Here is a 15,455-nt window from a genome sequence, read left to right as displayed (position 1 = left end):
CAGGGAACAGACTTTAAATTAACTATTCTTATCCCAAGCGTATTGAGTTATAACTCAAATTCTTTGGCTTCTGCCAAAATTGGATTAATATCAAACCAAGAACCATCTTCATCTCGATATTCAAAAACAAACATACTCCGCAGCAAAAGTTCGTATTTTTCATGACCTCTCAACTTCTTATCTTGCGCCACCTCCATTAGTAGTTCCCATTCATCAGGAGTAATGGCTAAAGTTAACTCATTGCGACGTTGTTTAATGACTTTATCTATGCATTCCCGCGAAAGAGGTGGGTCTTCTCGCTGAAGACAGCGAAACAATAACATCAATAAATTACGCAAATGACCACCACTAACTAAACATAGTCGTTCTAAAGTATGCGGACTATCAAAAACTTCAGTGATTAAATTACGGTTTTGTTCCCAACCAATACCAGGAAAAGCCCTTGCCATTACCATTTGTTGTAGTAGTCTAATTCCCTGCGGATAGTAAGAATTATCTTGTAATAATACAGGAACCATTGGCAAAACTTTCGGGTCTACTCCAAAGCGATTTGTTAACCTTCCTAAAGCGTTGGAAAACAACAAAACTAAAGGAATTGTGTAGACAACATGGCAATTTAGCTGATTTAACTGTTCACCGCGTTCGACAAATAAATACTCTGGCTGGTAATAACCAGAAGGTTTCAAAGAGTTATCAATGCGGTCAAGGTTATCGACTATGACTACTAGTCCTTTCTTGCCTAGATGTTTGAGCTTTTCTGTAGCAGGTTTGAGTAATTCTTCGTTGATTGATTCTAAAATGCTGTTGGTGCGCGGTTCTAAATATTGCCGCAATTGACCGCGCAGTTTGGGACTATCTTTGGTTTTGGCTGTAATTTTGGCAATACCCACAGATAATTCAGCTTCAGCCGACAAATCAAGGGGTGTTTGCAAAAAATCGACAATTTCAGTAAACAGATTTTGAAAGTAGCCTGGTTTGAGATTAATTTTGATTGCTTCTAAACTTTGGCTGACTTCGCGGGCGATCGCTAGTAAAATATCAGTAACATCAACATCTGCCATATCCAGACTTTGGCTAGACTCGAAATAAACCACATGAAAGTCCTGCTGTTCTAACTCGGCTTTGAGTCGCAGTAGTTCTGTAGATTTACCACAGCCAATATGTCCGGTAAATAACTGGCAAGTTGGTTCATTGGGTGAAAGGCGGGTAATAGTTCGCCCCAATTCCTCAATTATCTTGCCACCACGCACTTGAGAAAAATCAATATAATACTGTCTATCTTCTGCTTTGCCTACAACCAGAGTTTTACTAGGGTTGCAAGCCTGAAAAAACCTTGTTAAATCCAGTTTCATTGCATATAACCCAACATCAGCCTGACATTAACACCCATTTCAGTGATTATACAAATGGCAAGGCTGCTATTTCGGAATTTGTAACTTTACAACAAATTACTGGGATATGCGTAGATTGGAAACGGCTGTTTGCCAGACATTATGCTTGAGATTAAAGATTAAAAGAGTGTGTGAAGATAATATAAATTTTAATTTTATAATTAAATTTTAATTGATCAGGTTTTTTTGTCTATGAAGAATGCAACGGTTCAAGAGGCAAAGGCATGTCTTCTCGAATTAATAGAGTCAGTGTTACAGGGTGAAGATGTGGTTATTAGTCGAGAAGGTAAACCATTGGTGCGTTTGGTACGCTATCAGGCGGAACTTGAGCCGCGTACTCCAGGAGCTTGGGAAGGGCGCGTTTGGATTGCTGATGATTTTGATGATGAATCAGAGGAGATTAATACTATGTTTTATGGAAAAGATTAATGGGTTTCTTATTAGATACCCATGTTTTGTTGTGGTGGTTAGCAAATGACCCGAAGTTGTCGGCAGATGTGCGAGAAATTCTTAGAAATCCAGTAAATGATAGTTTTGTTAGCGCGGCAACGATATGGGAGATAGCGATTAAAACTTCATTAGGAAAGTTAAAGCAACCCGATGATTTGTTGGCAGTGATTAGGGATAATCAATTTCAAATTTTGGAGATTTCGGCAAAGCATTGTTTAAAGGTGGGTAGTTTGCCTTGGCATCATAAAGACCCATTCGATAGGATGTTAATTTCTCAAGCCTTGGTAGAAGGTTTAACGATAGTTACGGTAGACCAGAAATTTAGGTTATATGAGATTCCTTTACTCTCTAATGATTAAGGACTTATACAACGTTTAATAATTCTGGTTTAATTATTTAGTTATTTTTTAGGTGATTTTTAAAATAAAAATTACCACACAACAAATCAAACGAATAGATAAGATAAAACTCTACCCAAGATGAGTAGAGATGGATAGTAATTTAGATTAAGGACTTGCGTGGAAATAAAGTATCAGTCAACCGAGTTTCGACTACTTCGACTCCTTTCGACTGCGCTCAAGGCAAGTCGCTCAGTACAAGTGCGCTCAATTACCGCGCAGCCGAAGCAAGCTGAAGTAGCCTGTCGAAGTGTCGAAACCCGATTGCTTGGGACATTCATTATTAACCCGTAGAAACCTTACAACTTTACACCCCGGATTGCATAATCTAACAACTCCATTGGATGCATTACAGAAATTTTGTGACCTTGCAATTGTAAATGCTTAGTAATTTGCAACGTACAACCAGGATTAGCAGACGCAATCAAATCAGCACCAGTATTTAGTAAATTCTCAACTTTTTGCTGGCCTAATTCCTCAGCTATTTCTGGTTGCAGCATATTGTAAACCCCCGCACTGCCACAACACAAAGCTGCATCTATTGGTTCTGTTAACTTCACCCCTGGAATTTGCCGTAACAGCTGACGCGGTTGCACACTAATTTTTTGTCCGTGCAGTAAATGACAAGCATCTTGATAAACCAAATTCAAGGGTTCATCAGTTAATGGTGAAAGTTTTGCTGTTAATCCTACAGTTGCCAAAAATTCTTGAGCATCTTTGACTTTCGCGGCAAAATCTTGTGCTTTTTGTCGATATTCTGGGTCATCTTCTAAAATATGACCGTATTCTTTCAATGTATGACCGCAACCAGCAGCATTGATAATGACAAAATCTACATCAGTATTGATAAAACTATCAATCATCTGCCTGGCCAAAGCTTTCGCCTGTTCTGTTTGGCCTTGGTGTTCGGGAAGTGCTGCACAACAACCTTGAGATTTAGGAATTACTACCTCACAACCATTCGCCGTTAATACCCGCACCGTCGCTTCATTAATTGGGGAGAAAAACAGCCGTTGCACACATCCTAGAATCATCCCGACTCGGTAACGTTTTTCACCTTTAGCTGAAATAATATCCGGTAAATTACTTTGAAACGATTGGGGAGTAATTTTTGGCAGAATTGATTCCATTGCTGCCAAACGGGGAGATATTTTCTTTAATAAACCCGTAGCTTGGAAGAATTTAGAAAAACCCAGTTTTTGATAAACTAATAATGGAACCAACAAAAAGCGTAACAAATCAGGATTGGGAAACAAAGAAAATATTAGTTGGCGAAATAGTTTATCTGGCAAACTGCGAGAATAATTCCTTTCAATTTGGTGACGAGTCGCAGAAATCAAATTGTCATACTGCACACCAGAAGGACAAGTTGTCACACAAGCTAAACACCCCAAACAAGAATCAAAATGTTGGACTGTGGCAGTATTTAGAGCAATTTCTCCCTCATTAATGGCATCCATTAAATAGATACGTCCCCTAGGAGAATCCATCTCCTTACCAATCACTCGATAACTAGGACAAGTCGAGAGACAAAATCCACAATGTACACAACTATCAATTAACTTGGGGTCTGGTGGATGATTAGGATCAAATCCTTTCAAGTTTTTTAAGCTAGCTGTATTATTAACGTAATTCTCTGAAACTTGCATATTTCTTTCTCTCTTTATTTTTTCAGCGTCCTCCGCGGTTCGTTTCATCTAAATACCACCCACAAACCGACCAGGACTTAAAATATTTTTACTATCAAACTGTTGTTTAATACGGCGCATTATTGGTAAAGCATTACCCCTATAGCCCCAAACATCGAATTTTTGTTTAACTGTCACTGGTGCTTGTAAAATAGTTAAGAAACCACCATGACTTTGAATGCGATCGCGCATTGCTAAAACTGGATTTTGATTCTCAAACTGCAACCATCCTAAACCACTAGCAATGTGAATCCAACCCATTTCTGCTTGACTTAAAACCTCCACAGCAGCAGTCGGTAATACTCCTATTTTGCAATTAATTACAGACTCTGTGTTAAAAGAATGCATTTGCTCTAGTAATCTTTGCCATAAATCAGCTTCATCTGCGGCTGAATATATTACCACATCTAAACCCAATTTTTCCCCTACTGCCAAAAGCCGGTTTGACTGTTCTTTAACACTCTCACTAATACTTTGGAAACGTGCAATTAATCCTAATCCTTTACCCAGACCTAATTTAGATACTAATTTAGCTGAAAGTAAATCAGCCTGGGTTGGTGTTAAAGCCGAACCTCGCAAAATAGTAGCCGCTTGAGATATAGCCTCATCTGTACCAGTTAACACTACCGTACTAGACACCTTTGGCAATGGATAGACTCGAAAAGTGAGTTGACTAATAATACCTAATGTGCCATAAGATCCAGTGAACAACTTCATCAAGTCATAACCAGCTACATTTTTCACTACTCGTCCTCCGGCTTTGGCAATTTGTCCATCAGCACGGACAAAAGTAATACCCAAAAGTTGGTCGCGCACACTACCATAACGTTGTCGCCAAGAATTTGTATCAGCAGTGGCGACAATACCACCAATGGTTGCTAACTTTGGTGCTGTGGGGTCAAGGGCGAGAAATTGACGAGAGTCTGCCAAAATTGTTTGTAGATTAGAAAACTTCATCCCTGTTTCTACTGTAACAGTCAAATCACCTACAGCATGTTCAATGAGTCGGTTGAGGCGTTCTGTACTGATGACAATATCAACGCTTGTAGCTAAACCACCCCAGCTAAGTTTACTACCACTACCACAGGGAAGGATACGCCAGTTGTGACGATAAGCTTTTGCAACAACAGCAGCTAGTTGTTCTTGGGTATGGGGATAGACAATACAACTGGGAGATTTTCCAGAAGTATAGCTGTTTGGGGCGATCGCTTGTTGGATACGTTGTTGCTGACTCAGTTCCAGATTTTCCCAAGGATATACAGCATTTTCTTCGCCGATAGTAGATGCAAGACAAGAGGCGATAGATTTCATCAGTTTATTTTTTTACTCCCTACATCTAATTTACTGGTTAACATCCCTAAAAAAGTGCAGCGTTCTAAGTAGTTCCGATTTAGACTCAAAAGCAAATTGCTCAAGATTCAAGATTAAGACAAAAAGTTGGCATTCCCTAAGTTACTCAGTGCCAATACGATATTTACTCCCATAACTACTATGTTCAGATATATGCAAATCAAGTTTTCTGATAACTTTGTTGATTAAAATCAGAAAATATACTGAGGTAATAATATTAATTATGACTTAGTTTATCACAAAGGAACTATTATTGTTCTAATTTTTCTCTACCGAAAACCTTATTGATACTTAGATGTATCTCTAATTTGAAGTTTTACTTCTCAGTTTAGTAATGTTATTGATTAATCAAAATACATATCCATCCAAGTTAATTTTTCTAAAACTCATGAATTAGTATAATGATGACACTTTGGTTACCAGATAATTTCGCTTATAGCATACAGGCAGTAAGGCATTCTCCTTATTTGCATTTGCTTAAATTTTTGACTATTTAAAGAGACTACTATGATGTTCTAATAATTTAATTTATATATAGTGTGCATTGTATAGGACTCATATTTGATTTTTGAAAAAATTCAGTACACCTCAAAGAGCCTTGTTTCCTGCGATGCACTGAGTTTCGACTGCGCGGTAATCGAGCGAAGTCGAGATTCAACTACCGCGTAGCCGAAGTGTTCCCTGTTAAGAGTTCCCTGCCTATCGCGCTTCGCGCACGACGCAAGTAATTTCACCAAATCAAACCGGATTCCTATATTTATTATTATCAGTTATAAACGAAGTCAAAAGGAAGAATAGCGCAGTGGTAGCGAGTCCGCAAGCGTTGAAAGAAGAAAGAAGTGTTCTAGTTTGAAAGGAGCTTGAAAATCTCCCAAGCATTAGCCGCCGTTGACAGCGGGGCTTATATGCTGAAGGAAGAAGTAAGAAGAAAAATCTTCTCTTTTCCTGAAGGGCAAAGCCCTGTTCAATCTCCAATAATTGAATTTTTTCTATAAAACGTGACTCATAAATTATATTTTTCTATAAAAAATCTAAATACAGAAAATAATAATTTCAACAGATATTGATATATACAAAGTGACATTTTACTATATGTTAATATATCTATGAAAAATTGTCGCTATAGCCATTTTATAAAAGCGTCATTTAAAACTAGGGAGAAAACAAATAATGAAAGCAAAAATCCTAGTTGTTGAAGACGAAGATGTTATTGCTTATATAATTAAAGACTGTTTAGAATATTCAGGATATATTGTTCCTGCTATTGCTGTGTATGGAGAAGAAGCAATTGAAAAAGCAACAGATTTCCATCCAGATTTAGTTCTCATGGATATTATGTTAAGAGGTAACATGAATGGCATAGAAGCTGCTCAGGAAATTATAACCCGTTTAAATATACCCATAGTTTATTTGACTGCTCATTCAGATAAAAATACTTTATATAAAGCTAAAAATTCTCGCCCATTTGGCTACATCACAAAACCATTTGAAGAACATCAATTAATTACGACTATTGAAATTGCCCTGAACAAACATCAAATAGAAGTGTTGATGCATGAAGCTTTAGAAAAGGAAAAAGCAAATAGAAGTATTAACTCTTATTTTGTCTCAATGGTTAGTCATGAATTTCGTAATCCGTTAAGTAGTATTTTCAACTATACTGAATTATTGGCAAATCAAGTTGCCAGTTTAAAGGAAGTTAAAATAAAAGAGTACGTACAACAAATTCAAAATGCTGTGAAGCAATTAGATCATTTACTATGTGATGTTTTGCTAATTGGCAAGGCAGAAGTTGGTCGTGATTCTTTCAATCCTTCACCACTGGACTTAGAAAATTTTTGTCAAGAAATAATATCAGAAATTCAATTAAGTGTAGGCAATGATTATAAAATTATTTTTTCTATGCAAGGAAGTTGTGCAATTAAAGACAGTAGTAATTTTGGGAAAAATTCACATTCACTAATTACAAAATATAAATTACCTGGATTAGATAAAAAGTTGTTACGGCATATTATAACTAATTTACTGTCTAATGCTATGAAGTACTCGCCATTAGGTAACATGGTGTATTTTGACTTATTTTGTGTAGAGGGGGAAGCAATTTTCCGTATTCAAGATGAAGGCATTGGGATTCCAGAAGTCGATCAAGAAAACTTGTTTACTTCCTTTCACAGAGGTAGTAATGTTGGCAATATTCCAGGACATGGTTTGGGACTGGCAATTGTCAAACATTATGTAGATTTACATGGGGGCGAAATTGCCTATGCAACTAAAGTAGGAATGGGTACAACGTTTATTGTTAGCTTGCCATTTCAGGGTAACTAAAATTTTGTGAAATCTTAAACCTTTGACATTATTAATCGCCAAAACAACGTTGATATTCTTCTTGAGTAATATTAGGATTAGTGGTTAGATAATTGTGTAGGCGATCGCAAGCTTGAATGAGTAACTGATTCAGATCTAATGTTTGCAATTCTATCTCCTCCAGATTCCAGAGTTTGACTGTGGCATCCTGACCACCGGAAGCCAGCATTGTGCCTTCAGGATTGAAACTTACGCTTCTGACACCACCTTGATGACCTGGGAAAGTTTTGAGCAAAGTCCCACTAGCAACATTCCAAAGTTTGATGTTACCATCATCACTCGCTGAGGCAATCATCTTGCTATCAGGAGAAAAACTCACATTGGCAACTAAATCACCATGTCCTTGGAGGGTTTTGAGTAAGCGACCATCCAGACTCCAGATTTTGACAGTTTTGTCTTGACTAGCTGAAGCTATAGTTTGACTATCGGCAGCAAAGCTAATATCCCAGACACTAGCGCTATGTCCTTGCAGAGTTTTCAAAAGACGACCGTCTCGACTCCAGAGTTTAATAGTTTTGTCTGCACTGGCGGAGGCAATAGTTTTACCGTCTGGACTAAATTTGACGTTAGTTACCCAACCATTATGCCCTTGCAGGGTTTTTAACAGGCGACCGTCTCGACTCCAGAGTTTAATAGTTTTATCAGCACTGGCTGAAGCTAGAGTCTGATTATCAGGACTGAAATCCATACTCATGATCCACTGAGTATGACCCCCAAGGGTGTGAAGCAAAGTACCCTCGCGCTGACGAATTTGGATAGTCTGGTTGGCAGTGGCTAAAGCTACTATTTTGCCATCAGCAGAAAAGCTAATACTAGTAACATTATTCACTGGAGAAGGTAAAGTTTTGAGCAGACGACCATCCAAACTCCAGAGTTTCATGGTGTTATCAGCACTAAGTGAGGCAATAGTATTACCGTTAGAGATAAAACTGACATGATTTACACTGTCTCTATGTCCATAAAAGGTTTTGGGCAATGTTCGCTCTAAGTTCCAAAGTCTGACAGTGTTGTCATCACTAGCTGAGGCTATAATCTTACTATCTGGACTAAAACTTAAACTATTCACTTCATGGTTATGTCCTGCTAGAGTAGTCAGCAAATTACCATCACGACTCCAGAGTTTAATCGTTTTATCTGCACTGGCTGAGGCAATAATCTTACCGTCTGGTGAGAAAATAACATGCCAAACACGATCTTTATGTCCTTCAATAATCCGCAGCAAAGTACCCTGACGATTCCAGAGTTTAATAGTATGATTGGCACTAGCAGAAGCAATGGTCTGTCCATCAGGGCTAAAACTGACACCTAAAACTTCTTTGGTATGTGCTGGTATAGTTGTCACAAGGCGACCATCCAAACTCCAAAGTTTGACTGTGCCGTCATCACTAGCGGAGGCAATTATATTACCTGCTGGAGAAAAACTGACGCTATTTACACCCTGGCTGTGTCCATTGAAAGTTGTAATTAACTTGCCGCTAAGACTCCACAATTTGACAGTATTGTCGTTGCTACCGGAGGCCAGCATTTGACCATTAGGTGAGAAACTGACGCTATTGACTCCATCACTATGTCCATTAAAAGTTGCAAGTAACTTGCCACCGTCACTCCAAAGTTTAATAGTATCATCAGTACTAGCAGAAGCTAGCATTTGATTATCAGGTGAGAAACTGACGCTATTGACTCCATCACTATGTCCGTTAAGAGTTGCAAGTAACTTGCCACTGTCACTCCAGAGTTTAATGGTATTATCAGCAGCAGCAGAGGCCAGCATTTGACCATCTGGTGAGAAACTAACGTTAGTTACCCAAGAATTATGCATTAGACGATTGCGTTCTTGAGTTCCATAAACTGCTTGTTGGAGAATGGTTGCGGTTTTAGTTTGCACATCTAGGGGAATTGCAGGGGCGATTTGTTGTAATTCCTTTCCAGCTTGCACACTAGCTAATAATGCTTCTAATTGCTGATTGGAGAGAAGGAAGTTTTCCGATAAGGAATTGAGAGCCTGTATTTCTTGTAACTGGGCTTTTTGAGTTTGCTGATAAGCTAAAACAGCTAAACCAAAAGCAGTCAGTCCTAAAATACTGATCATTGCTACAGTTTTTTGAGCTTGTCTGAGTCTGTTTTTTTCTTTTTGTTGTTGTCTTTGTCTTTCGATTAAACAAGCTTCAATAAAACATTGCACATCAAAAGATAGTTCATCGGTGTAGTTAACATAAATTTCTTCCGCCTCTGCTAGGCGCACACCTTGCAATAAAAAATCAGATTGTTCGTCATAGTGTTTCCACAAAGCGGCTGCTTGCTCAATTTGACGTTGCGATCGCAAACGGGTACGATTTTCTTCTAGCCACCATCGCAAGGTTGACCAGTAACGAATTAATACTTCGTGAGCTACTTCTACGGTTACGGGAGGAGTAGAAAACAAAGAATTGCTATCTAGTTCTTTTTTACTTCTTTGTTTGTCGTCTTCTTCTAAATTCACAACTATCAATTTGGCAGCAGTTAAAATTTGCAATGTTCTTTCAACTAATGCCACAGGATATTTTTTAACGATTAACTCAGATTTGAGTATCCGTCGTCTGGTATCTTCTGTACCTTCACCTAACTGCGTCAGCGACAAGAAAATCCAGCGCGCACATTCTTGTGCTTCTGGGTCTAAACTTTCGTAAACTGCTTGAGCTTTGTTTTCTAATGCCCCTTTAATGCCACCTAAGTTTTGCTGGTATGCCTGTAAAGTGATTACACCATGCTCACGATGTTCCCACAATTGTTCTAATACAAATTCTAATAAAGGTAAATCTCCTGGAGATTGGTGTAACTCCTGGATTAGCACTTCTACTAATTCTGACTCGACTGTTAAACCTACTTGTTCAGCGGGATTGATGATGATGCGGCGATATTCTGCTTCACTTAAGCAAGGAGGAAGCAGTAAACTTGATGCTTGTAAAAGTTTAGCTAAGGTCGGTATTTCTAAACAAAAAGCGATAAAATCTGCTCGCAAAGTAATAATCAATTTAAACTTGTCTGGTGCATACTCCAACGTACCCAAGACTATTTCTAAAAAACGCTGTCGTTCTTCACTTGGTGCGAGGGTGAATAATTCTTCAAACTGGTCTATCACCAAAACTACCATTGGTTCTGGTCGCTGAAGTACCCAATGAGCAAATCCTTTCACTCCTTGGTATAGAATTGCTTCTAATTGCGTTTGCTGATAAGATTTTTCTCGTTTTGTGCCGCTATCTAACAAGCACCGTGATAAAGCTTCTAAGGGATTTGCACCAGGGCGAAAACTTTTCATCCACCAGTCTTGACTGCCCGGTAACTGTTTGCCAAGTCGCAACTGGGCAATTAAACCCGCCTGTACTACAGAAGATTTACCACTACCAGAAGCGCCCACCACAGCAATAAATGATTTGAATGCCAAATCGCTAATTAGTTGCCCAGTGATAATTTCTCTACCGTAAAAATACTGAAAATCTGCTGCTTTAAAAGCCCGCAATCCTCGGTAAGGACAAATTCCTAAATCAATAGCGCCTGTGGACTTAATGCTTTGATTAGCGGGTATAACTTCAATCACACCTTGTATACCAGATAACCAAACATCTAATTGCAGAACATCTTTACAAGCTAATTGTAGTTCTGTAATCCAAGCGGCGGCTGATAAGCTAGGTTGTTGCTGGGATGCTTGCAAAGTTGAGTGTAAAATCTGAGCAAATTGTTCGGGGTTTTCTTTAGGAGAATTGGCAGCAATAATACACTGTCCTTGCTCAGTTCCCAGTTGTAAGTCTTCTACCCAGTCTTGTAAAGACTCACAGCTATGTGGTTCTATGCAGCAATCTAAAATAATGATTTGTTGAGTATAAGGAGAACGTCGCAGTTGTTGTCTTAACCAAGAACGACTGAGGCGGGTGTCTTCTGCCATGATTAAGGCAGCTTCTCCAACATCAGATTCTGCCAATTTGCCACGCAGATATAATAGTACTGTGGCAAAACTATCAAGGTAGGGTTGAGTTGCTAGTTCATTGCTGTATAAACACTGCCCAATAGTTACATATAAATCTTTAGTAGTATTATTTGGCGAAGACGGCCAGTATTCTAATTCAAAACCACCAATACTTTTAAGTAGTTTGCCCAAAGCCAAGGTAGTTTGATTTATAGCAAGTCCTTCTAAAATTAACGCTTGTCGCGGATGGGATAATTCTACAACCGCTGGTTTAAATCCTAAAATTACTTCTCCTACTCCTTCAACAATGCGCTTGGGAGTTTGCTGTGGGTATTCAGAATAAAGTTTAGTATCGCCTCTAGTTCTATTTTGTTGATTAATTAGCCGTAATTGCTGATTTGTTTGTTCAATATATTGCCGTGTTTGATGATAAACATAGCGATAAAGTCCGTCAGCATCAATTAAACCCTGTGCATCAGCAGCTTCTCCACGCAACCCGCGCATTAAATAATAAGTAACTACTCCATGTCCCAATTCGGGAAATTCCCACGATTGTTGATTGGTATCACAAGAAAGGAGAGCGTAAAATCCTTTGCTTTGTTTGGCTCTTTGACGTAGTACTTCCACCATCTGGGGTGTAGGGTTGGGCAAAGGTGGTACTGTTGTATTGCTTCTAGCTCCTTTAAATGTCAAGCTACCACTATGACAAGCATCTAGCCAGACTAACTGAGTTTGCGCTTCACTATCTCCCAACACTTGCAAAAGTTCTTGTAAACCTAAACCCGTGTGAAGTAAGTTATCTGTTTGAGTATCTGTCAGACACAAAACTGCTTGCTGCGAATTTGCCTCTAATATTCCATGTCCAGAAAAATAAAATAAAATTGTGTCTTGTGGTTGAGCCGCAGCCGTAATTTGGCCTAAGCTGGCACGCACAGTAGTCAGTGTGGGCAACTGGGAAGCAAAATCGTGATAAACTCGTTCTTCTTTATGGGGAAATCCTTGGGTAGCAGTTGCTAAAGCGGCTGCTAAACCTTGACAATCAACTGCTGAGTAGCGTAAAGATGGTAGTCTGTGATCTTGATATTGGTTAACTCCCACTAGCAACAGCCAAAGTTTAGTTTCCCCTACTTCTAGAATATGAGTTGAGTGACTGGTAGCAACACCGAGTGGAGACATACCGATTTGGGATTGGGAATGTAGGAAATTGTGTAATTTACAAGGTAACAGGCGATCGCTCTTTTATGCGATATTTACCCTAGAGTTACTATGATTACTGATTTTGTCTGGCAATTCTTGTGTCAATAGTTATATTACAGATACCATCTTGACATACTCTCAGATCTGAAAAACTCAGTTTTTCAAAATTTCAGGTTGAACCTAAATTATTTCTCAAAAATCAGCCAACTTGGCTACATACATTTGATTACCTCTGTTAAAGTATGAACAGTAAATGAGAAGAGGGTTTTCTCCTTCGAGATTTACTACTCCTGGGAAAGCATTTCCAGCAGTATTTATTTAAATCTGCTTAACATGCTTCGCTAACAGCTTACTACTGTTCTTGTGGTAGCGATTGTCATAACTCCTCCTTTCTTCAAAAGTAACAACTAGTAAAAGTCCTTGTTGGTTTAGTTCTTGCTTACCTCGTCCATTTTAAGATGGATGGGGTATTTTTATTTACACTACGCTGGTCAGTTGTCAGTTGTTTCTTTTCCACTGACTACCGACTACTGACAAAATTCTATCTCCTTGTGGGTAGAGTTTTTATCTACCTGAATTAATGCCAATCACCCCTATGATAATTAAAGCAATGGATAAAAACTTGATGAGTGTAAAAGATTCACGAAACCAAATAATGCCAATGCTTGCAATTAGGACGGTTCCTAACCCTGACCACACGGCATAAGCAACACTAACTTCTAGTCTTTTTAAGGCAAGAGTTAAAAAAGTAAAACAAATTCCATAAAACACAAATATTAATATTGAAGGAACTATTTTAGTGAATCCTTCAGAAAGTTTCATGCAAGTTGTGCCAGAAACTTCAAACATAATTGCTGCAATCAGATAAATCCAACTAATTAACATAAATGTTATGGATACTCAATAAGATATAAGTAGGTCAATGTCAATAATTATCGTTGGCATAAAGCAGGGAGCAGGGAGCATACTTCGACTGCGCTCAGTAACAGGGGAGAAAGAGTTTGAGCTTATTTACATAGTTTGATTTTATTTCACCTACTTACTTAGCATCAACAGAAAACTTAATTATCTCTGCGTACCAGAAATATATTAACTAATAGATTTTATGTTTAGTAATGTAAACATTTCTGCTATTATTACAACAAATTAATTTCGGGAATCATTCCAAGTATTCAGAGTAATAATTTATATATAGCAATCCTATCTAAGTTGTGAAAAACATTGTTTTTAACGAACCGTATACCGCTAAGGCGGAACCCGCAGGGTAGGGCGTAAAGGACACGAAGAAGAAAAAGAGTTTTACGAATAATTTAGGACTGCTATATAGCAATTATTGATTGCTTCAATTTTGAGGAGTCATGCGTCTCATTTGCTAAAAGTATGTCTGACAAACTTTAGTTAGAGGTAATAGCAATGATGGGAATATTTTTATTTTCAATTTTTTGCTTTTTATTGCTAATCGGTTTAACGCTATTGGCAGAAAATTGGTTTTATGAAGAAGAACAACAGTTATAACAGTAGCGAATCGGCTAGTATCATGTCCGTTTTTGATTTACCACTACTGCTTGGTTGTTGAGTTGCGACTATGCTTAATAACTGCGTAGTCGAAACACTTTCCTTAAATTACTAGATAAATGCTTGATAATCTGCAATTTTACTGGCTAAACGCGAAGCTAAAAAATGACTTGCATCTTTTAAAGCTTCATAAATTTGAATACCTTCTTCTCGATAACGAATAATTTTGTCTATAGTCCAATAATACGGGGGTGCTTGAAGATTACTGATTCTATCCGCTAATTTCACCATCCAAATTTCTTGCGGTTGCTCTTTTATCCTCCGCAAACTATCTGCCATTTGAAGATGTTTTGCTAAACTTTCATCTTTTGTCAATGCCAGTATTCCATCGGCTACTACTTGTGAAAACTCGGCTTTTATTTCCTCAAAAGTTATATCAGTATCTTCGATTGTGTCATGTAAAATGGCGCATTGAATAGCTAAGTCTCCGTTGTGTTCTTTTTCCTTACTAAGGGCTGCAATTACTTCCATACTTACAAAACTTAAGTGCATAATGTAAGGTATTTCTGACCCTGGTATTTTTTGACCTTGATGAGCGTTTGCTGCAAATTTATAGGCTTTAATATAATTTTCTGGCGACCAGTTTTGTAAGCTAAGTTGGGATTTTTCCATTGCTAGATTTTGTCAGCAGGTGATGCAGAGTATGATTATCCTCAATGTTAATTTCCACTTCAATCATCTGTAACTTGCCCTCTACTAGACTTAATTTGTCCGCGTTTACTTTTGTTGTCAAGTCGTCTTTTTTGAGAGTTACGAGTTGGTTTGGTCGGTGTGCGCTTTTGGGGTAATATAACTGCGCTTTTGATCAAGTCTTTAAGCCTTTTCAACGCCTCTTCTCGGTTTTTTTCCTGGCTGCGATGTTCTTGAGCCTTGATGACAATAACTCCCTCTTGGGTAATGCGTCGGTCGTTTTGCTGCAAAAGCTGCTGTTTATAGAAAGCGGGTAATGATGAAGCTGCAATATTAAAACGTAAATGAATGGCAGTCGCAACCTTGTTAACGTTTTGGCCTCCTGCTCCTTGAGAGCGAATCGCGCTAGTTTCGATTTCGTGATCAGGGATGATTATTTTGTGAGAAATTTGCAGCATAACTTAATATGTAG

At 38.3% G+C, this 15,455-nt stretch carries 10 protein-coding genes; 3 read left to right on the top strand and 7 right to left on the bottom strand.

Annotated elements, in window-relative coordinates:
* Positions 1–47: 47 nt before the first annotated feature.
* The gene (locus QI031_RS13915; RefSeq protein ID WP_281485721.1) at positions 48–1,352 is read right to left on the bottom strand and encodes a P-loop NTPase fold protein; all 1,305 of its coding nucleotides are present in this window, start codon (positions 1,350–1,352) and stop codon (positions 48–50) included.
* A gap of 231 nt (positions 1,353–1,583) precedes the next feature.
* Between QI031_RS13915 and QI031_RS13910 the strand changes: the two genes are divergently transcribed.
* Positions 1,584–1,820, top strand: coding sequence for a type II toxin-antitoxin system Phd/YefM family antitoxin (locus tag QI031_RS13910; RefSeq protein WP_281485720.1), 237 nt, complete (start codon positions 1,584–1,586; stop codon positions 1,818–1,820).
* Positions 1,820–2,200 carry a type II toxin-antitoxin system VapC family toxin gene (locus tag QI031_RS13905; protein ID WP_281485719.1) on the top strand — a complete coding sequence of 127 codons (381 nt, stop codon included), beginning with the start codon at positions 1,820–1,822 and terminating at the stop codon, positions 2,198–2,200. Before QI031_RS13910 ends, QI031_RS13905 begins: the two co-directional genes overlap by 1 nt.
* A gap of 338 nt (positions 2,201–2,538) precedes the next feature.
* On the opposite strand, the gene QI031_RS13900 is transcribed toward QI031_RS13905, so the two are convergent.
* Together QI031_RS13900 and QI031_RS13895 are read right to left on the bottom strand one after the other, a co-directional pair.
* Positions 2,539–3,888: a (Fe-S)-binding protein gene (locus tag QI031_RS13900; RefSeq protein ID WP_281485718.1), complete on the bottom strand. Its 1,350-nt coding sequence runs from the start codon at positions 3,886–3,888 to the stop codon at positions 2,539–2,541.
* Between the two features lie 48 nt (positions 3,889–3,936).
* The gene (locus tag QI031_RS13895) at positions 3,937–5,238 is read right to left on the bottom strand and encodes an FAD-binding oxidoreductase (protein ID WP_281485717.1); all 1,302 of its coding nucleotides are present in this window, start codon (positions 5,236–5,238) and stop codon (positions 3,937–3,939) included.
* Positions 5,239–6,447: 1,209 nt separating this feature from the next.
* On the opposite strand from QI031_RS13895, the gene QI031_RS13890 reads away from it, so the two are divergent.
* Complete coding sequence (locus QI031_RS13890; RefSeq protein ID WP_281485716.1) at positions 6,448–7,602, top strand: hybrid sensor histidine kinase/response regulator; 1,155 nt, start codon at positions 6,448–6,450, stop codon at positions 7,600–7,602.
* Between the two features lie 31 nt (positions 7,603–7,633).
* On the opposite strand, the gene QI031_RS13885 is transcribed toward QI031_RS13890, so the two are convergent.
* From QI031_RS13885 to arfB, 4 genes are all read right to left on the bottom strand, one after another.
* The gene (locus QI031_RS13885) at positions 7,634–12,757 is read right to left on the bottom strand and encodes an nSTAND1 domain-containing NTPase (RefSeq protein WP_281485715.1); all 5,124 of its coding nucleotides are present in this window, start codon (positions 12,755–12,757) and stop codon (positions 7,634–7,636) included.
* A 585-nt stretch (positions 12,758–13,342) separates the two neighbouring features.
* Positions 13,343–13,663: a DMT family transporter gene (locus tag QI031_RS13880; RefSeq protein ID WP_281485714.1), complete on the bottom strand. Its 321-nt coding sequence runs from the start codon at positions 13,661–13,663 to the stop codon at positions 13,343–13,345.
* Between the two features lie 741 nt (positions 13,664–14,404).
* On the bottom strand, positions 14,405–14,965 hold the full coding sequence (locus QI031_RS13875) for an HD domain-containing protein (protein WP_281485713.1): 561 nt from the start codon (positions 14,963–14,965) through the stop codon (positions 14,405–14,407).
* 59 nt (positions 14,966–15,024) lie between these two features.
* A complete protein-coding gene (gene arfB, locus QI031_RS13870) occupies positions 15,025–15,441 on the bottom strand; it encodes an alternative ribosome rescue aminoacyl-tRNA hydrolase ArfB (protein ID WP_281485712.1) in 417 nt (138 codons plus the stop codon).
* Between the last annotated feature and the right edge of the window lie 14 nt (positions 15,442–15,455).

The sequence above is a fragment of the Halotia branconii CENA392 genome (genome assembly GCF_029953635.1).
GTDB lineage: Bacteria > Cyanobacteriota > Cyanobacteriia > Cyanobacteriales > Nostocaceae > Halotia > Halotia branconii.
Note: the sequence above shows the minus strand (reverse complement) of the source record. Positions and strands in the feature narration are given on the sequence as shown.

Excerpts from the sequence above, each read along its gene's own strand:
- QI031_RS13875 (WP_281485713.1), bottom strand. The coding sequence starts at position 14,965 with ATGGAAAAATCCCAACTTAGCTTACAAAACTGGTCGCCAGAAAATTAT.
- QI031_RS13885 (WP_281485715.1), bottom strand. The coding sequence starts at position 12,757 with ATGTCTCCACTCGGTGTTGCTACCAGTCACTCAACTCATATTCTAGAA.
- QI031_RS13905 (WP_281485719.1), top strand. The coding sequence starts at position 1,820 with ATGGGTTTCTTATTAGATACCCATGTTTTGTTGTGGTGGTTAGCAAAT.
- QI031_RS13880 (WP_281485714.1), bottom strand. The coding sequence starts at position 13,663 with ATGTTAATTAGTTGGATTTATCTGATTGCAGCAATTATGTTTGAAGTT.
- arfB (WP_281485712.1), bottom strand. The coding sequence starts at position 15,441 with ATGCTGCAAATTTCTCACAAAATAATCATCCCTGATCACGAAATCGAA.
- QI031_RS13900 (WP_281485718.1), bottom strand. The coding sequence starts at position 3,888 with ATGCAAGTTTCAGAGAATTACGTTAATAATACAGCTAGCTTAAAAAAC.
- QI031_RS13910 (WP_281485720.1), top strand. The coding sequence starts at position 1,584 with ATGAAGAATGCAACGGTTCAAGAGGCAAAGGCATGTCTTCTCGAATTA.
- QI031_RS13915 (WP_281485721.1), bottom strand. The coding sequence starts at position 1,352 with ATGAAACTGGATTTAACAAGGTTTTTTCAGGCTTGCAACCCTAGTAAA.
- QI031_RS13895 (WP_281485717.1), bottom strand. The coding sequence starts at position 5,238 with ATGAAATCTATCGCCTCTTGTCTTGCATCTACTATCGGCGAAGAAAAT.
- QI031_RS13890 (WP_281485716.1), top strand. The coding sequence starts at position 6,448 with ATGAAAGCAAAAATCCTAGTTGTTGAAGACGAAGATGTTATTGCTTAT.